The organism is Levilactobacillus tujiorum (assembly GCF_012641185.1).
GTDB lineage: Bacteria > Bacillota > Bacilli > Lactobacillales > Lactobacillaceae > Levilactobacillus > Levilactobacillus tujiorum.
In genome coordinates this window covers 38,027-55,899 of the sequence record NZ_JAAXLK010000013.1, presented here as the reverse complement: position 1 = coordinate 55,899, position 17,873 = coordinate 38,027, and the positions used below count along the sequence as shown (strand labels likewise).

The window sequence follows — 17,873 nt, the reverse complement described above, 5'->3', positions numbered from 1 at the left end:
AAAGTGCATCATGACGCCGTTTTACGGTTCAACCCCGGAACTAGAAACGGGTAAAAAGGTTCTCCACCATCGACGCTTAGGTGTGGTCAACCTTGTCACTCAACTTTCATCAATTTGATAGGTAATGCTACTTTCACCGTTACCATTGCTGACGACTTGTAGCTGGTTAGGCACCTGGGCCCGCAATTCACTCACGTGGCTGATAATACCAATCATGCGATGGCGGCCTTCAACGGTCTCTAACGATTCTAACGCCGTCATCAACGCATCTTCGTCCAGTGATCCAAAGCCCTCGTCGATGAACAACGCATCCACGTCAACACTACCCGTGGTTTGCTGAATAACTTCACCTAAAGCCAAGGCCAAAGCCAGCGCGGCGATAAAGCTTTCCCCACCAGACAAGGTGTGCACGCTCCGTTGCTCGCCAACATGATCATCATAAACGTTGATTTCCAACCCCGAGTTTTTCTTATACGTCGCCGGTTGTTCATCCACCAGGAATTGATACCGCCCATTGGTTAATTGTTGCAGGCGCTGATTTCCTACCGTTAAGATCTGTCGCAGATACGTCTGCAAAACATACCGTTCCAATCCGAGTTTACTGTTAGGACCATCGCCATTGACAACGCCTACTAATTCCGTCAACTCTTGGGTCTGTTTCAACGCCACCGCTTGTTGTGCGATCAACTGGTTGAGCTTAGTCATCACTTCGCTATTTCGCTGCCACTGATCTTGGTACGTATGGCGTTGATCCAACAGCTCGTTGACTTGCTTAGTGGCTGCCTGTAACGCCGCTTGCGTCTGTGCCCGATCCGGGATTGGCCGATCAGCGACACGCTTCTTCAATTCGGCAATTGTGGTGGCGACCCGTTCACGTTGCGTCTGGAAGTCTTGCAGCCGTGCCCGCTGCGTTGGTAGCAACGCGACCTGTTCCAGCTGCTGCGCAACGTCTGCCTCAATCGTTGGCGTTACCTGATCAAAGTGCTCTGCCAAAAGAGTTGCCACTTGGTCAGCGGTTGTGGTGACCCGTTGCTGACTCTTGGTGACTTCAGACGTCGCCGCCTTGACCTCCGTAGTCGCGATTGTAACCTGGTTTGTCGCCTTGGTGACCCGTTCAGTGATGGCATCCCAAGCTGCCTGATCGGTAGCCAAACGTTGGCGAAGCGTTTGTTCTTGCGCCTGAAATTCGGCCAACGTGGCCGCCTGCTCCGGTAACTGCTGTTGTTGCGTCGTCAACTGAGCAGCCAACTGATCGACGGCCCGCGTCTTGTCCTGTTGGTCCGCCTGAGCCCGCTGTAACTGTTGTGTCTGTTGCTGGGCTTGTTGAGCGAGCTTGGTTAGCTGTTCTTGTGCGGTTTTAATCTCGGCCAATTGGTGCTGATTTTCTTGCATAGCCCGTTGATTTTGCGCTGCCAATTTTTCAATCTGCTGAGTCAACTCTGCCAGGGCATTATCTGCATTGGAGGACACCGACAGGTCACTTGCCAGCTGTTTCAGCCCAGTTTGTTGCTTTTGCTGATGGTCTGCCAAAGATTGCTGTGAGCTGGTCAATCTAGCACCCAGCTGGGCCGCTTGATCTTGCTGTCGCTGTGCCACCGCCTGTGCTTGCTTAACCTCGGCTTCCGTCACTGTCGTATCCGCCACAGCGGCTGGTGCCGGATGATCCGTTGCCCCACAAATTGGGCACGGACTCCCCGGCTTTAACTGGCCAACCAGTCTAACAATTTCATGATTAAGTAGCTCTTGATTCAACGCTTCTGCCTGTTGCTGCGCTTGCTGGGCCTGCTCCTGTTGGGCCTTTAACTGTGCTTGCAACGTTGTGACCTGCTGCTGAAGTAATTGTTCTTGTTGGTCGCCATCTTGCAAGGTACGGAGCTGACGTTGCCAATCAGTCAATTGGGCTTCCTGTTTCGTTAAACGTTGACTCGCCTGATAGACAGTCGTTTGTTGATCAACGATTTGCTGCAGGTCTTGCTGAGCGTGCTGACTTTGCGTCAGTGTCGTTTGTGCCGCTTGAACCGCCTGCTGGGCAGTCGTCACCTGTTGTTGAGCCGCTTTAAGCTGGCGCGTCAACTCGGCAATCTGCTGATAAATTGGTTTAACCTTCGCCTGCTGGGCCAATTCATCCTTAGTCGTTGCGATGCGCTGGTCAATCGCTGCCGAGTCATTTTGCTGCTTAACCGCGGCTTGCTGAGCCTGTTGAGCTACTGCCAGCCGTTTTTGAGCTTGCTGCACGGTTGCCTGTCGTTGCTTTAGCTCGTGCTGGGCTGCTGTTCGTTCCTGCCACTGCGGCTGAATCGTTTGTACCCATTCCAACTGCTTAATGGTTTGTTGCAAGGTCGTCATTTGTGGCAACTGTTCTGCTAGTCGCTGCTGGCGTTCGACTTGAGCAGCGAGTTGTTGCCGATCTTGAAGCAACTGATCCTCGCGGGTATCTTGCTGCGTGAGGGCGGTAACTCGTTGCTGGGCGGTCTTAAGCTGCGCCGCGGTGGCGGTTACCAGATCTTGCGTCGCTGCCTGTTGCGTCGTCATTAATGCCAGTAACTCGGATACCTGTCGGGCGGTCATGAACTCCTGGGCCGACTCTTGATTATCCGCTGTCCAAATGAGGTCTTGTTCTAACCGCTGAAGTTGTTGTGCAACGTCCTCATTTTGTGCTTGGTCTTGCCGCAGTTTAGCGCGTAGCCGATCGGTCCACTGAGCAAAAATTTCCGTATTAAACAATTGTTCTAATACGGTCGCCTTATCCTCACTAGGTGCCGTCAAAAAGCGCCGAAATTCTCCCTGCGGTAATAGAACAATCTGGGCAAATTGTTTACCGTCCATTTGTAATAGATTTTGCAGATAGTCATCGACCTGCCGTGATTTGGTCAGCTGGTCGACCTCTGTGTCGCCTTCAAATACGGTTAGCTCCACCTTGGCAGCTAACTTGGTCAGACCAGTACCCCGTTTTTTGTGCTGCATCTGCGCCGGTTCGCGAACGATTCGATAACGGCGATCTCGATGGCTAAATTCAAAGGTCACGCGCGTCCGATCCTGCGTCGTGGCAAAGTCCGAGCGCATCGCTTGTGGTTCGCGATCAACACCGGATGACTGATCAAACAGTGCATAGCACATACCATCAAAGATCGTCGTCTTACCACTCCCCGTCTTGCCACTAATCAAAAATAATGGGGTGGCCTCAAACTTCGTAAAGTCAATCGTTTCATCTCGGTATGGCCCAAAGTATTGAAGGTGTAAAGTCAGTGGTCGCATTTACTTCTCCTCCTTCATTGCCTGCTGTAAGGTCGTCTTCGCCCAGCCTGCTTGCTGGGTGGTCAGCGGATGATCCGCGACTTGCCCAAAGAAATCTGACAGCAACGTTAACGGATCGCGCTGAACTTCTTCAATATTCAACTTCTCTGGCGTCACATCTAGCTGATTTACCCGTTGTAATTCAATGATCCGCGGGAACCGGGTCTTTAAGCGCTGCATCACGTTGGCAATTGGGGTGGTGTCCGTCAGATTTACGGCAATAAAGTCATCGCTAGTCACTGGGTATGCCACCTCGGGGTCCATGAGTCGCTCGAAGGAATCGGTCAACACAACCAGATCATTGAGGGGCTTCAATGGCTCAAACGTCACCTCAACAGGCGTTTTATCCGTATCCACAATCCAAACGCCTTTGGTATCTGCTGCTTCACTGGTCGAGAACTTTAAGGGCGAGCCACTATACTTAATCACCGGCTCATTCTGCAGCGCTTCTTTTCGATGCAAATGGCCGAGGGCGACATAATCAAACGGCGCCAGCAAATCAACTGGAACTGCGTTTAATCCACCCACCTGAACCAGGGTCTCCGAATCACTGTGTTGGCTGCCCGCCGCAAAGAAATGGGCCACCAAAACGTGTTTCTTATTGGGATCAAAATTTGCCTGCATGGCGGTCACCAAGCGCGCCATCGCCTCGGCCACCGTCTTAATCTGATCATCTTGAAAATACTGGCGCACGCTGAAGGGCTCAAAGTAGGGTAGCAAGAAAAATTGGGTATCCCCTAATACTACCGGCTTAACCCCTTCGGCCACCGTCGTATTCAGGTAAAAGTCAGTACTTTCAAACCACTCCCGCCCCTGACCTAAGCGTACCGCTGAATCATGATTCCCGCTGATTGCCAGCAATGGCAGGTGCTGACGGCGGTTCAAATCTACCAACATCGCGTCCAGCGCGCTCACTGCGTCTTCACTGGGAAGCGCACGATCATACAAGTCACCCGCAATCACGACTGCATCAACCTTTTGGGCCAGAGCAATCGCCTTGATCTGCTCGTAAGCATCCCGTTGTTCCGTTAGCAAATCATAGCCGTGAAGTTTTTTGCCAATGTGCCAGTCTGCTGTATGTAAAAACCGCATTCTATATCAATCTCCTTGTCGATTCTCAGGGGCCCAATCACAGCTCATCAGGTGATCATTCACCAGACCCGCTACTTGTAAAAACGAATAGATAATCGTTGGTCCCACAAATTTAAAACCGCGCTTTTTCATTTCTCGAGAAATATGGCGCGCCAGATCAGTAGTTCCGGGCATCTCACTGGAACTGGTAAACTGGTGTCGAATGGGCCGATTGTCTACAAACGCCCACAGCCACGTCGCAAAATGATCAGGGCCGGGCCAATTTAAGATGACCCGCGCATTGTTAACCGTTGCCTCGAGCTTGCGGCGATTGCGAATAATGGCCGCGTTCGTCAAAAGCTGCTCAACATCCTGGGGCGTCATGCTTGCCACTGTCGCAATATCAAAGTGATGGAAGGCCTGCTCGAACGCTTTACGTTTATTGAGCACCGTTTGCCAACTCAATCCTGCTTGGTAGGTCTCCAAACACAACAGTTCAAAGAGACGCTGCTCGTCATGCTCCGGTCGTCCCCATTCCTCGTCATGATACCGTTGCATCGTCGCTGAAGACATTGCCCAATCACATCGTTTAACCACCGTGATCCCTCCCTTTTCTAGTTAGGTTTACTATACCAGATTCCCAGTGAGAATGCCCGAACAAATGTTCACGTTAACTATTTTGAAACCGCAACCATTGCTGCCGTCATTGGCATATACCAGCAAAAACATCTGGGCAGCTTTTACTTGACCGGTTCCCTAGAAAAGGCTATGCTATTGTAAATATTTCGTTTTGGGGAAATGAGGAGGTTCGCATCATGCACAAAAATCATCATCTAAGAATGCGGTCGTTGTTGGTTGCTGTCGCCACAGTTATCCTATTTGCGCCGGCAATCGCTACCAGTACCGTCACTGCTCAAGCAGCTAGCGTGACACCCTCGGCAAAAACACTGAAGAAGTCCAACAGTTACTACCGGAAGCACGCCAAAAACTTAGGCAAAAAGTACAAATTCGCTTACAATGCGCAAACCGCGCTGAAGAAGAATGGGAAGGCTACTGTTTGGATCAACACTAAAGATGCCAAACTAAAGAGCAGCGTTAAAATTGCCATGAACTACTGGAACAAAAAATTAGGTAAAAAAGAATTTGTCCAGGGATCCAAGAAACACCATACGCTGACATTTTCCGTTTCTAAAGCCCCAGCAACTAAGGGTGATCAAAGTGATGCCTGGTGGACACCTAGTAACAAGCAACTGCAAGTTCGTTGGTCCTACTATCAAGCAGAGACTAAGAATATTGGCGTTGCGATGACCAATCAGCTGAACGATGCCTTCTACAACAAGTATGCCAAGACCATCGAAGCTCAAGCTAAGTCGAATTTGACGGCCAAGGGTATCACTTCTGCTGACAGCGACTACCAGACTGAATTTAATACTGAGGCTCAAAAGGTCGAGAAATCACTGCCGGCTTATGCCACGTTGGAAAAAGAAGTTAAGGGCGTTAACACTGTGGCCAAGAATGGCCGGATGTATGAATACGCTAGCACTATCGCCCATGAGTTAGGTCACGTCATGGGCTTAAACCACTCACCTAATCGCGCTGATCTCATGTACTTTGAGAGCGGGAGCAACAACGTTTACAGCTACAAGAAGGTTAAAAAAGGCCTCTCTAAGTACAATCCGATCACTAAGACTGATCAGCGACGGGCTAAGTTAGCCTTAAAGATTTACACCGCCACTTACTAATCAAAATGATACTTTGAGCTTGGGATAATCTCCCAAGCTTTTTTGTATTCAGCGTATTTCAACCAACCATCTACCGGGGCTGAAATATTCTTTGCCGTCTTGCAATCGAACTGTAATCAATTGTAAATCTGTAGTAACCTGTCACCCAGCTCGCCCGTGTACAATAAGGGTAAAGACTGAGGAGGATGTCATACATGCAAATTAAGTTACATAAATTAGTTGCTGGTGTTGCGGCCTTTGCTGCCGTATTAGCCGTCGGTGTTAGTTTGAACACGACTACGGCCAACGCGGCTGGCAAGAAGGTTGCCGACATTTCGCAATATCAAGGAAACATCAACTGGAAGAAAGCATCTAAAGACCTAAAGTACGCGATTATTCGGGTACAACATGGGAGTAAGGGTGATGCTGGTTACATGATCGACAGCAAGCGCAACGTCAATGCTGAAGGGGCCTACAAGCACGGCGTTCCGTTCGGTCAATACATGTTTGCTGAATTTACGAGTGTTAAGGATGCCCAACAAGAAGCTAAAGACTTCTACAAGCGCAGTAACAAGCACACGAAGTTCTTCGTCTTGGATGAAGAAAAGCGGATGCCATCAGCTAAGGGCAAGGAACAAACTTACGTTAATGCTTGGCTGAAGACGATGCGTGGTTTGACTGACAAGCCATTAATCATGTACGCCGGCGAATACTACGCCAACTACCACAAGTTAAACTTCGACAAGTTCGATGGTACCTGGATCGCCAAGTACAGTTCCGTTAAGCCTAAGGTTAGTGGGACTTCCGTTGACTTATGGCAATACACGAGTTCTGGCCGCGTTTCCGGTATCAGCGGTAACGTCGACCTGAACAAGGTCCTGAACAGTTCTCAGGTTAACAAATGGTTTGCTAGTAAGAAAGCCCACTCCGCTGCCAGCTACTATAAGAGCATGACGGATGTTTCCGGCATCAAGACCAAGAAGACCGTTTACGAATACAAGGGTACTACCTTTACGAAGAACAAGCGTAGTACCAAGATCACCGCTGGCAAGAAGTTAGCTGTCAAGGCGATCACTAAGAACGGCAAGAACGCTTACCGGTTCCAATTAACTAACGGCAAGTACGTCACGGCCAACAAGGCCTACGTTGCCACTTATTAAACTTTTAAAAACCATCCCTAGTGGGTGGTTTTTTAGTTACAAAACATCTAAAAAAATGTGCCACTGACTAATTCTCCTAGCCAGTGGCACATTGCTTTAGTTATGGCCTATTGTAGGCCCGTGACAACTTGTAAAGTTGCGGAATAATAATTGTGTTTTTCAATCGTTTTCGGTAGTTGCTTGGCGGTGCGCTTCTTCAACGCATTTTGTTTCATGGTCTTCGCTGCGAAATGAACCGGTGCCGTAAAGGCGGTATTCTCGTAATGGTTAACCGCTTTGCCACCCAGGGTGTAGACCGCCGTTACTTTGGACTTCTTGTTAAAGAATTTGAGTTGTTTCAACAAGGCTTTCTTCGTCGTCTTATTCTTGCTTAACTTATACGTCTGAGCCAAGCGCCACGGTACCCGATTGGCATTGTAGCCCACTTGGTTGTCCGTTGCGGATTCAATGCTGTACGGCTTAACTGCCTTCAGTTTAATCGATGCTCCCGTCGCTAAGATAAAGTCTGGGAAGAGTCCCGTCCGGTGCCGCGCACTTAATTTCTTAACAGCCGTCTGGCTTCGCTTAGCTACCTTCGTCCACGTCTTATCATGCGTGTATTTAGCAAAGGTCTTAAAGTACCCCGTCATCAAATCTGATGTCCGTAACTTACTGAGATCATAGCTGTTCGTTGCCCAATTTCCCATAGTTGGCAAGTAGGTCGTGTGGTTAATCTCTTTTTGTTTGATCGCCTTAATCAACTTTTTAGCGGCTGCTCGGTAATTGGTATGCTTGCTCCCCCACTGCTTATCGGCCAGAATCAACGCATAGGCAATATCCAAGTCACCATCGGTCGCAGAGTTCCGCTGTGACCCCACACTCGTCATTTTACCGGCTCGCTTGGTCTGTTGCCACTGCATGAGGGGTGTCTTACTAGATACCCGATGAGCCCGATAATACTTATACATTTGATTAAAAATGGCGTGGGTCTTGGCCCCCTTCTTGGCGGCCAGGACCGTTGCTAACATTCCGTAGCCTTGACCCTCAGATAACGCCGTCGTCGTGCCTTGACCATTATTAGATTTCACATACTTCTGGGTCTTGCCCCCGACATACGTCTTACGCCATTGCTGATACTGGGTCACTGCTTGGCTAGTCTTCGCCTGAGCCGTTACGGGTTGAACGTTGGTTAAGCCCCAAACCAGGCCTCCAACCAATAAGGTCCCCAACAAATAGGATAACCATTGATGTTTGCGCATACTGACTAACTCCCTTTTAAGCGTTTTCTTTTACTCTAATTATGCAACTTTTGACGGTAGCTGTCGTGGAAATTAACTCATCTTGCCAGGATTGACCCACGAAAAAAAACAGCACTCACATCAAAGTAAGTGCTGTCGGATACGTCTAATCGGTAAAAATCTTCTTGGCAATGCCAAACGCGGACCACGCCTTAGGCCAGCCTACGTAGAAAGACAAATGCGTAATCACTTCCGCAATCTCGTCTTTAGTGATGCCATTGCTCTTACCAATCTTCAAATGTGCCGGGAGTTGTTCAAAATTACCAGCTGAGATCAACGCCGAAATCGTAATCAGACTGCGTTGATGGGCTGACAACTGGTCTTCACGTGACCACACTTGACCAAACAACACATCATCGTTTAACTCAGCAAATTTAGGCGCAAAATCACCTAAATTATCCCGGCCAGCCGTTTGTTTCTTTGCCATTTCAATCAGCCTCCTCATCTAAAGCCGCGTAATGCGCATCATCAACGGGTTCCAACCACTCTGGCGTTCCCGCCGTAATGGCAATGTGACTGAACCAACTATCTTTAGTAGCCCCGTGCCAATGCTTCACACCGTCCTTAGTGACGACAACATCCCCCGGATGTAACCGACGGGCAGGTTGACCGTCCTCTTGATACCAGCCTTCGCCACCCGTAACCAGTAGAATCTGAAAACCGTCGTGGTGAATATGCCAGTTATTCCGGCAACCGGGCTCAAACGTCACATTGCCCACGCCAACACTGACGTCGGGATCATTAACTAATCCCTGTAAGTAGCTTTGACCCGTAAAGAATTTTTGATACGCCACGTTCTTATCACCGGCAGGAAAAATAACGCCATCTTTAATTTCTGCATTTTTTACCAATACTATCCGCTCCTTTATTTGTCATCGTTAAATCGCTGTAAATAATCATGGAAACTCTCAGAGTCGGCAATGGTATGATCAACTTTACCATCGTACCAATCGATCTTATGCCCCAGCACTTGTAAGTGCATTTGCAACTCGGCGATATCGGCTTCGGCATCGTCCTTAGCCTTCTGCAACATGGCTCGCCGCGTCGGAATGGTGGCGTCACCTTCAGCTCGCAGCTGCACGTAGCGTTTTAAATCATTAATCCGCATCCCAGTGCCCTTCAAGTGAAGAATGAAACCCACCCAGCGAATATCTCGCTCGGTATAGTAGCGGACACCATTCTCATCTCGATGGGACTTAATCAATCCTTGATCTTCGTAATACCGTAATGTATAGGTGGATAGCCCGACTAATTGAGCGAATTCACCGATACGATAATGCCGTACTGATTCAACCATCTGACGACCTCCTTCGTTTCCTTACAAGCCCTAGTAAACACCTTCGAGTGCACTTTAAGTCAAGACTATTTTGAAAATAACAAAAAAAGCCGGATTTTTAAGTCCGACTCTACTCTAAAGTAATTTGCTCGATGACGAGTTGCATCATCTGTTGAAACCGCTCGTCAATTCGTTTTTGTGGCAACCGCAGATAGCCACCCAGCTCTTGCATGATAAATCCAAACAACGCAGAACGGTACAGCGTTGAGGCAACCAGATTGGGATTATCTGCGCCCTCTAACACGTGAAGACTTTGAAACATCTGCTGATATAAGTCGCGCAAAGCCTGGTGCGTTCGCTTCAATTGGCGAAGTTCATTGGGATTAATCAGGATTGGGGCCAGATGCTTCTTCTGCCGACACCCCTGTCGAAATTCTTGGGCGAAAACCAGCAGGGCTTCCTTGCCACCAACGCCAAATAGGCGATGCATCAACTGATCATTTAATTTATCGACAAACCGCAATCCTACTTGATCTAACAGATCATTGAGGCTATCGGCATAATTGTACACAGACTGGGGCCGAATCTCCAAAGTATCGGCCAATGCCCGGATGGTCAGATTTTCCAGTCCACGCTCCGCAATTAAACGGTCCGCCTGATCTAGCACAATCTCTCTCGTCAGTGTTCGTCGTTTGACCACACCCTCACCTCTTTCTGAAATTTTCTGTTCTTATTATACCTTAACTTAAGCACCAGTAATAGCGGGCATTGTCCTCGCTCACTCAACTAAAGACGTTGATTACCCCGCGAGAATAGGTCTGCCATTGAGGCCCAAGCCTGCCCATAGCCCCCACCAACCAAGCCACTGCCAAACATTGCCAACAACCAGCTGCGCCATAACCACTCCCGTTGCCTAATCAATGACCGACACCTCTTTAATTAATTCTGATCGTACTTAGGTCCATTCATCCGTTTTGTTTAAGTCTACTTCAGTATAGCATATAGTTATCAGCTATGATAGTTAATTCTGTTATTATAATTTTAATAAAGAAACCGGGCTCAAGCTACCCGGTTTCTCACTGATGACTAAGCTCATTTATCCAAATTGATTACTGACGCTTCCAGATCACAATGCCAATACCGCCCAGCACAGCCAGGAGCAAGCCACCCAGCCATACCTCGGCTTGTGACGATTGTTCACCAGTCTGAGGCAGCGTCTTGCCAACATACTCACCTTGGCCAGCACCACTACCTGCGGCATGACCCATACCACCTGCACCTTGACCAGCTGCCTGTGGCTCATGAGTTGCATAAGCGCCCGAACCACTACTTACTGGTTGATGATGTCCACTTACGCCTGGCTTATTGACCGTGACACTAGGCTTGGTTGGCTTAACCGGCTTTTGTGGTTTCTGAGGTTTCTGTGGCTTCTGCGGTTTCTGTGGCTTTTGAGGTGATGTCGGATTCGTTGGGTTCGTCGGGTTCGTTGGATTCGTTGGCCCTGGGTTCGGGTTACCCGGCTCTGTTGGGTTGGTTGGCCCAGGGTTAGGGTTCTCCGGTTCCGTTGGGTTCGTAGGTCCAGGATTAGGATTCTCTGGTTCCGTTGGGCCAGGATTTGGGTTGCCTGGTTCCGATGGTCCAGGATTCTCGCCACCCAGCTTGTCACGAACATCCGTCGCAGTTACCGTTACAGCCGCAGTTTCACCCGCCTTAATGGTGAATGGAATTGGGGTCTTATCAAGTTCAAAGCCAGCTGGTGGGGTGACTTCGACGAATTGATAGTCCCCCGCGGCTAGTCCACTACATTTGATAATCCCTTCCGCATTTGTGACGAGATCGGACTTGACGACATTTCCCTTGGCATCTTGTAGTTCGTAAATTGCTCCTGCCAGAACGGCCCCATCGTCCTTAGCTTTCTTAACCAAAATAACTTCACCGGATTGCTGGTCACCGCCATCGCCGTTACCAGTGCCGCTACCGCCCCAAACGATCTGGGAACCAACATTTTGACCATTCAAGGAAGCATTATTCTTCCAAACACCGCCGGTTCCCCCAACTGTAGGGGTCGTACTATACGTCATATTGACCGCCGTGTTCACGTTCGTAAAGGTAAAGGTTAGGACATTTCCCATAACCCCAATCTCTGGGGTAATCGATCCGCCATCACTAATAAAGGATCCACTTTCATCATATTTTCCAGTATGAGCGACCACACTACCTGGGATATACTCCTGATCTGGTCCTAAACTATCGGTGACGACCGCCTTATCCATATGGCTACCATTGGGATTAAACGCAATATTCCAAGTTAATTTAGCCGGGGTCCCATCAGGGTTGCGTTCTGAGATCCAGCCAATCTTGTTAATTCCCCAATCCAGATTAGTATTGCCATTGTCATTGCTCCCCTTAACATAAAAGTGGAGCGTGCCCTTTCGGTTAGCCGTCGTATTCGCCAGTGCACCATTGAATGTAATGGTTCCCGTCGTTTCACCTTCCTTAAGCGTAAACGTCCCAATCTGCTTGCCGTGATCATCATAGAGTGGGAAAGACACATCGTGACGGCCTACGGCACCGTGTGGCAGTGTTACCGTTGCCGTATCTCCATCTTTAATTGCTTCCCCATCGGGAATACTCCAGTTATAGTCAACCGTATAGTTATCCCACTTACTGAGATCAGTTCCGTTGGTAACGTTGGCGCCGTTAGCATCTGTAATTGTAGCATCACCACCACCTACGCCGGTAACAACTACGCTACCTGCGTGTGCTGTAACCCCTTCTGTGGCAAAGCTACCGACAAAACAGGCAGCAATCACTATCAGAACCCCAATCACGACAGCGGTTATCTTCCTTCGCATCGCAATCCTCCTCCAATCAGTTCTCTCTAGTAGCCTCGCAATTGGCTAAACATCAATCACGATAACTGCTCACCTAACAAAACAGTAGCAGAAACAATACTTTCACTGCTCTAGATTTACTATAACTGCTACCGCGAAAAGGAGGGTGTTTGTGAGAAAAAAATTTCACCGTTAAAAAATGATGCGCTGTGAACTCTTGGAATTCGTTGTTTTTCCGTTGACTAACCCGCAAGATCATCACCACTAATGTTGTGAAAAAGCCATTTAACCTACTAGTTACTGATCGGTTAAATGGCTAACAGCTCTGGCTAACTTATTTAAAAATTGTTCACTAACGATGCTCTTCAACGAACCGCATTAGTGACTGCTGGTGAAGACTTACTCGACAGTTAACGCCCCGGCCTGGCGGCTCACCACTAAGCTCGCTAGATGATTGGCCCGTTGAATGGCCACGTTGGTTGGCTCACCGGTAGCTAAGCCCGCCAAGAGACCGCCGCAATGCGTATCACCGGCACCAATACTGTTCACAACCTGGACGGTTTCACTGGGCACCGTCCGGGCAACGCCGTGTTCCACATAATAAGCGCCCCCGGCATCCAAGGTCACGACCACCAGCGTATTCGTCAACGCATTGAGCCGCTGAGCAGTCTCTTGGTATGACGCCGCTGCTGACCCCAACTGCTCAATCTCTGTTAAATTCCCATGGATAATCACTCCCGGACGGAATAATTGCTGCAAAATGGCTGGATCAATGTGCGCAATCCGTGGGGACGTATCAAACAGGATCTGCAGGTGCGGGTGTTCCGCCAAGGCCGCTAGAATCACCTTGGCGGCCTGTGGATCTTCCAGCTCGTACCCGGACAAATAAACATAGTCATACTCCGCCAACGTCAGTTGTCCGAACCACGCCGCACGCCACCGCCGTTCAACGCCAGCGACCGACAAGAAGGCTCGCTCGCCATTGGCTTCCACGAATGACACGTCCCAGCCGTTATCAACACTGGTATCTTCAATTAGGATGGGAATATCCAAGCGACGTAAAGTCTCGCGGACAATCGTGGCATGTTCCCCTTGTCCCACCGGTACCAACAGATCGGCCGCTACACCAGCGTAAGTCAACGCGCGTTGGACGTTAAACGCTGACCCACCCACTTGGGTACTCCGCCACTCACCAGCGACATCCTCGCCACTTTGCGGCAACCGCTGAACATTTACCACCATGTCGACGTAGGCCGCACCAATGACCAACACCTTAGGCAATTAGTCCACCTCCTCAGACAATTTCTTACCTAGCGGCCGTAACGCCACCATACAGATGACGGCTGCCACGGCTGCGACGAACACCCCTAAACTGTTGTCACGGAAAATTCCGCGGGCAAAGGGCCCATTCCACACCGCGTTATTCGTAAATAGAAATCCGGTGATCACCGCCACTAGCCAGGAGCCGATTCCTTTCCAGTTGTAATGATTAGTGGACGCTAACATCATGTCACTCAGGGCGTACCCGTCCTGTCGATACAGGACACTATCACACAGGAACACGGCGACCCAGGCGGCTAAACAAGTCCCCAAGAATCCTAGGAACAATTCAAAATTCCCCATAAAGTCTTCAGCAATAAACAGCACATACACTGGCAGTGCGATGACAATGGCACTGTGAAGAATTAACGAATGGGCCTGTGACATCTTAATCCCCACGGTGGCCAAATTGATCCGGGCTGAGCGGAGACTGATCATACATTGCGGAATGAGTCCGCCAGCTGCGACTAAAAAGTAAATGACGGTCATCCACGAGGGTAGGGCATGACTCATCACCTCAATCGGGTTGGCCGCACTCGCTAACCCTGGTTCAACGGTACTCAAGAGCACCCCGCCCCACATTAAGATAAATAAGGGCACCGCCCCACCCAACAACGTATGCCAGAAAGTGGCGCTTTGACTGGCCTGCGGCTTAACGTAAGCACTCCAATCCGCTGCTGCCATCGACCAACTGATCCCGGAGCCTGCCGCCACGATCGACACTGCTGGCCAAAATCCACCCAGCCATTTTCCGGCCGGACGAGCCAATGCCTGTTGCCAATCAGCCTTGATCAAGAAGAAAATAAGAATGACGACCGTCAATCCGCCAAAGAGCCACGACAGCCAAGTTTGAATCCGCGCTAAGATCGTCTCGTTGACTAAGCCAGACAGAATCACAATCCCTGCAAAGACCGCTAACGCTATCGCGGTGATTCCGGCGGACTTATTGATGTGCACCACCTGGAGCAATGAGACCAGTAGCAACGTTCCCGTAATCACGTTGATCGCCAACCAGCCGACCATATTCACCCAAGCAATCCCATTGGGGACCTTATTGCCCTGAACACCGTAGGCCGCCCGGGATAATTTAAACGTCGTGACGCCCTCCCGTTTACCGATCATGGCGACCCAACCGGGAAAGACAAACGAGAGTGCGCCCACTAAAGATGCCAACGTGGCTTGAATAAATGATAAATGATAGCTCACAATAATTGCGCCAAAGACAATTCCCATAATTCCAATATTGGCGGCGAACCAGTTATAAAAAAGTTTCCCCGGTGTTAACGTTTTATCTTGCTGTGGTACCTTAATCTTTTCCCCATTCATGCTTAAACCTACTCCTCAAAAATATAGTTGACGCGACTCTTTTCTAACAGTCCAAGCGCGTCACTGATGGTCTTTGACTGAGTCGAGTGACATCACCGTAATCGACCACGATCCCCCTTACCGTTGGCTGCCATCATGGTTAACCAAAACGATCGGTCTGACCTCAACGAGCAATTCACATTAGCCGCAAATAGTTCACGGGAGTTGTGATTGCTCGATAAAGTCCCCAGTATTCTCACGATGCCCACCCAATCTCAAAACCGTCAATGTCCCTACTATACCGGAATCAACTCGCATTGTCAGTGTTAAACACTTATAAATTTATTAATACCATTATTTTTGTCTTATAGCATTTTCAACCGAAAAAAAAGACCGGTACCTCAGTCCCAGTCTTCTCACATATAGATTCAATTTTGGCTGACACGGCCATCCAACTTAACCTGAAAGCGCGTATCCTGTCTAGTCAAATTCCTCATACTCGTTAGGGTCCTGCCCATCCACTCGGCCATCAGCCCGATTCAAGTCATTCAGCGCCTTCATCTCTTCAGGCGTCAGATTGAAATCAAACACCTGCAAATTACTGCGTTGATGCTGTAAATTGCTGGCCTTAGGAATCGGCACAATTCCCCGTTGAACGTGCCAACGCAAGATAATTTGTCCAACATTCTTCTCATACTTCTTAGCTAGCTTCTGAACGAGGGGTTCCTGCAAAGCCGCACTACCGCGACCCAGTGGACTCCAAGCTTCCGTCACGATTCCCCGTTGCTGATCCGCCGTCAGCATGCGCTGATTATTCCAGTAAGGATGGGCCTCAACTTGATTAACTGCCGGGGTGACGCCCGTCTCCGTGATCAACCGGTCCAAATGCTCTGGTTCAAAGTTCGATACCCCAATTGACCGAATCAATCCGCGACGCTGTGCATCAATCAACGCTTGCCAAGCTTCCACGTAATGATCGCGCTTAGGTAATGGCCAGTGAATCAAGAAGAGGTCAAAATAATCTAAGCCCATTCGGTAGAGGGATTCCTGAATCGCCATGGTCGCGTCCGCATACTGGTGATACTTTCCCGGTAATTTAGACGTGACAAAGAACGCCGAGCGACGCAGACCAGACCGCCGGATCGCCGCGCCCACAGCGCCTTCATTGTCATAATTGGTCGCTGTATCCAGGCCGCGATAGCCGTCTTGGATTGCGGCTAAAATCTGATTGACCCCTTGACCGCCGCGTACTTGGAACGTGCCCAAGCCTACCGCCGGCATCAAGCTACCATCATTCAACGTTACTGCTGGTACATCTATCATCAAATAACCTCCTCGTCATATTTAACACCCATATTCACTCTACCGCTCGCTGGCCTAAAGGGAACTATTTTCCCGGTGCTGCTTAATCACTCGGTTAAGAATTAACGCCAAGGCTAGGGAGATGGCGGCGTATACCGCTGCTCCTAGACTGATATGGTTCAAGCCCACCACACCCAGCATTCCTGAGGCCGTGGCTGAACCCAGCGAAATGCCAAAGTTGAAGAAGATAGAGTTCAACGATGACGCCAAGACGGTTGACTGGGGATATTCTTCCTCAGCAATATTTAGGAAGTGAATCTGGATGGGTGAGTTGATAATCGTCACAATCAAGCTCAATACCAATAAGATCCCGAGGCCACCCAACTTAAAACCTAGGCCAATGGGTAAAATGGCCAATAGAATCACATCTGCCACGTAAAACCGCGGCATGATCCGCAGCCCGTTACGTTCGGCCAACATCCCCGACAGCCGATTGCTAATGATACTCATAATTCCGATTAAGAACAGCAGCCAATTCAGGCTTTGCGTACTGAAGCCCAGGGCCGTCGTTAACAGTGGTCGAATATACGTGTAATAAGCATACATGGTGGCGGCGGTGAACAGCACCAAGGCAATGCCCACGTAAATCCGCCGGTCTTTGAGCAAGACCAATTGGTTCTTAATGCTTCCCTGTACTTGCTCGACCTGCCGCGGAAGCAACCACCCTAGCAGGAGGCAGGTCACGGCGCTAATCACAGAAATCAGATAAAAGGCATCGTGCCAACTGTAACTGGTACTAATGGCGGTCCCGATCGGCACCCCAAAGACGGACGCAATGCTGAAGCCAGCAAAGATCCATGACACGAGGCTCGCCCGCTTCTCACGCGGCGCAATGGCGCTGGCAAAGGTCATAATCAATGAAATAATGGCGCCGGCGACCATCGCTGTCATCATCCGTGATAACAACAGCACCGGATAGTTCATGGCCAACCCACTCAAGGTATTACCTACTAAGAAGATGACCATCAGCGTCATTAACGTTTTGTAGCGATTAAAACGACTGGTCAAAACGGTAATAAATGGCGTGCTAACCGCGTACACCGTCGCAAAGATAGTCACTAAATACCCCACGGTCGCCACCGGAATTTGATACTCCTTGGCAATGTCGGAGAGTACCCCGACCACAATAAATTCATTGCATCCTAACATAAAGGCCACCAGGACAAAGACGATGGCTTGCCAACGATACTTGTTCACGATATTTTCTCCTCTGAATCCTAAAATTTTCACTCATTACCTACCAGAATACACTA

The 17,873-nt window shown here is 49.4% G+C and carries 16 protein-coding genes; 2 read left to right on the top strand and 14 right to left on the bottom strand.

The window, feature by feature from the left end; translation table 11 throughout:
• Positions 1-99: 99 nt before the first annotated feature.
• Genes HF569_RS07680 through HF569_RS07670 form a run of 3 tightly spaced genes read right to left on the bottom strand, consistent with a single transcriptional unit; the run spans position 100 to position 4,938 of the window.
• The gene (locus HF569_RS07680; RefSeq protein WP_168901969.1) at positions 100-3,255 is read right to left on the bottom strand and encodes an AAA family ATPase; all 3,156 of its coding nucleotides are present in this window, start codon (positions 3,253-3,255) and stop codon (positions 100-102) included.
• Entirely contained in the window at positions 3,256-4,386 is a 1,131-nt protein-coding gene (locus tag HF569_RS07675; protein ID WP_168901968.1) for an exonuclease SbcCD subunit D, read from the bottom strand. It lies immediately after the preceding gene.
• A gap of 6 nt (positions 4,387-4,392) precedes the next feature.
• Complete coding sequence (locus tag HF569_RS07670; RefSeq protein WP_168901993.1) at positions 4,393-4,938, bottom strand: DNA-3-methyladenine glycosylase I; 546 nt, start codon at positions 4,936-4,938, stop codon at positions 4,393-4,395.
• A gap of 242 nt (positions 4,939-5,180) precedes the next feature.
• Between HF569_RS07670 and HF569_RS07665 the strand changes: the two genes are divergently transcribed.
• On the top strand, positions 5,181-6,107 hold the full coding sequence (locus HF569_RS07665) for a matrixin family metalloprotease (RefSeq protein ID WP_168901967.1): 927 nt from the start codon (positions 5,181-5,183) through the stop codon (positions 6,105-6,107).
• A gap of 194 nt (positions 6,108-6,301) precedes the next feature.
• Positions 6,302-7,246, top strand: coding sequence for a GH25 family lysozyme (locus HF569_RS07660; RefSeq protein WP_168901966.1), 945 nt, complete (start codon positions 6,302-6,304; stop codon positions 7,244-7,246).
• 107 nt (positions 7,247-7,353) lie between these two features.
• On the opposite strand, the gene HF569_RS07655 is transcribed toward HF569_RS07660, so the two are convergent.
• The 11 genes from HF569_RS07655 to HF569_RS07610 all read right to left on the bottom strand — a co-directional run bounded on the left by HF569_RS07655 (position 7,354) and on the right by HF569_RS07610 (position 17,817).
• A complete protein-coding gene (locus HF569_RS07655; protein ID WP_168901965.1) occupies positions 7,354-8,484 on the bottom strand; it encodes a glycosyl hydrolase family 8 in 1,131 nt (376 codons plus the stop codon).
• 145 nt (positions 8,485-8,629) lie between these two features.
• Positions 8,630-8,950 carry a carboxymuconolactone decarboxylase family protein gene (locus tag HF569_RS07650; protein ID WP_168901964.1) on the bottom strand — a complete coding sequence of 107 codons (321 nt, stop codon included), beginning with the start codon at positions 8,948-8,950 and terminating at the stop codon, positions 8,630-8,632.
• Between the two features lies 1 nt (position 8,951).
• Entirely contained in the window at positions 8,952-9,374 is a 423-nt protein-coding gene (locus HF569_RS07645; protein ID WP_168901963.1) for a cupin domain-containing protein, read from the bottom strand.
• A 14-nt stretch (positions 9,375-9,388) separates the two neighbouring features.
• The gene (locus HF569_RS07640; protein WP_168901962.1) at positions 9,389-9,820 is read right to left on the bottom strand and encodes a MerR family transcriptional regulator; all 432 of its coding nucleotides are present in this window, start codon (positions 9,818-9,820) and stop codon (positions 9,389-9,391) included.
• A gap of 109 nt (positions 9,821-9,929) precedes the next feature.
• On the bottom strand, positions 9,930-10,499 hold the full coding sequence (locus HF569_RS07635) for a TetR/AcrR family transcriptional regulator (RefSeq protein ID WP_168901961.1): 570 nt from the start codon (positions 10,497-10,499) through the stop codon (positions 9,930-9,932).
• Between the two features lie 86 nt (positions 10,500-10,585).
• Positions 10,586-10,720, bottom strand: a complete 135-nt coding sequence (locus HF569_RS12520) for a hypothetical protein (RefSeq protein ID WP_269801553.1) — start codon at positions 10,718-10,720, stop codon at positions 10,586-10,588.
• 188 nt (positions 10,721-10,908) lie between these two features.
• Positions 10,909-12,654: a SpaA isopeptide-forming pilin-related protein gene (locus HF569_RS07630; protein WP_168901960.1), complete on the bottom strand. Its 1,746-nt coding sequence runs from the start codon at positions 12,652-12,654 to the stop codon at positions 10,909-10,911.
• A gap of 378 nt (positions 12,655-13,032) precedes the next feature.
• Entirely contained in the window at positions 13,033-13,905 is an 873-nt protein-coding gene (locus tag HF569_RS07625) for a PfkB family carbohydrate kinase (protein ID WP_332870968.1), read from the bottom strand.
• Positions 13,906-13,914: 9 nt separating this feature from the next.
• Complete coding sequence (locus HF569_RS07620; RefSeq protein WP_168901958.1) at positions 13,915-15,279, bottom strand: purine-cytosine permease family protein; 1,365 nt, start codon at positions 15,277-15,279, stop codon at positions 13,915-13,917.
• Between the two features lie 459 nt (positions 15,280-15,738).
• A complete protein-coding gene (locus HF569_RS07615) occupies positions 15,739-16,581 on the bottom strand; it encodes an aldo/keto reductase (RefSeq protein WP_168901957.1) in 843 nt (280 codons plus the stop codon).
• Between the two features lie 54 nt (positions 16,582-16,635).
• Positions 16,636-17,817: an MFS transporter gene (locus tag HF569_RS07610; protein WP_168901956.1), complete on the bottom strand. Its 1,182-nt coding sequence runs from the start codon at positions 17,815-17,817 to the stop codon at positions 16,636-16,638.
• Between the last annotated feature and the right edge of the window lie 56 nt (positions 17,818-17,873).

Bases quoted from the DNA above. Each gene is read 5' to 3' on its own strand.
- HF569_RS07680 (WP_168901969.1), bottom strand. From the start codon at position 3,255: ATGCGACCACTGACTTTACACCTTCAATACTTTGGGCCATACCGAGAT.
- HF569_RS07675 (WP_168901968.1), bottom strand. From the start codon at position 4,386: ATGCGGTTTTTACATACAGCAGACTGGCACATTGGCAAAAAACTTCAC.
- HF569_RS07670 (WP_168901993.1), bottom strand. From the start codon at position 4,938: ATGTCTTCAGCGACGATGCAACGGTATCATGACGAGGAATGGGGACGA.
- HF569_RS07665 (WP_168901967.1), top strand. From the start codon at position 5,181: ATGCACAAAAATCATCATCTAAGAATGCGGTCGTTGTTGGTTGCTGTC.
- HF569_RS07660 (WP_168901966.1), top strand. From the start codon at position 6,302: ATGCAAATTAAGTTACATAAATTAGTTGCTGGTGTTGCGGCCTTTGCT.
- HF569_RS07655 (WP_168901965.1), bottom strand. From the start codon at position 8,484: ATGCGCAAACATCAATGGTTATCCTATTTGTTGGGGACCTTATTGGTT.
- HF569_RS07650 (WP_168901964.1), bottom strand. From the start codon at position 8,950: ATGGCAAAGAAACAAACGGCTGGCCGGGATAATTTAGGTGATTTTGCG.
- HF569_RS07640 (WP_168901962.1), bottom strand. From the start codon at position 9,820: ATGGTTGAATCAGTACGGCATTATCGTATCGGTGAATTCGCTCAATTA.
- HF569_RS07630 (WP_168901960.1), bottom strand. From the start codon at position 12,654: ATGCGAAGGAAGATAACCGCTGTCGTGATTGGGGTTCTGATAGTGATT.
- HF569_RS07620 (WP_168901958.1), bottom strand. From the start codon at position 15,279: ATGAATGGGGAAAAGATTAAGGTACCACAGCAAGATAAAACGTTAACA.
- HF569_RS07615 (WP_168901957.1), bottom strand. From the start codon at position 16,581: ATGATAGATGTACCAGCAGTAACGTTGAATGATGGTAGCTTGATGCCG.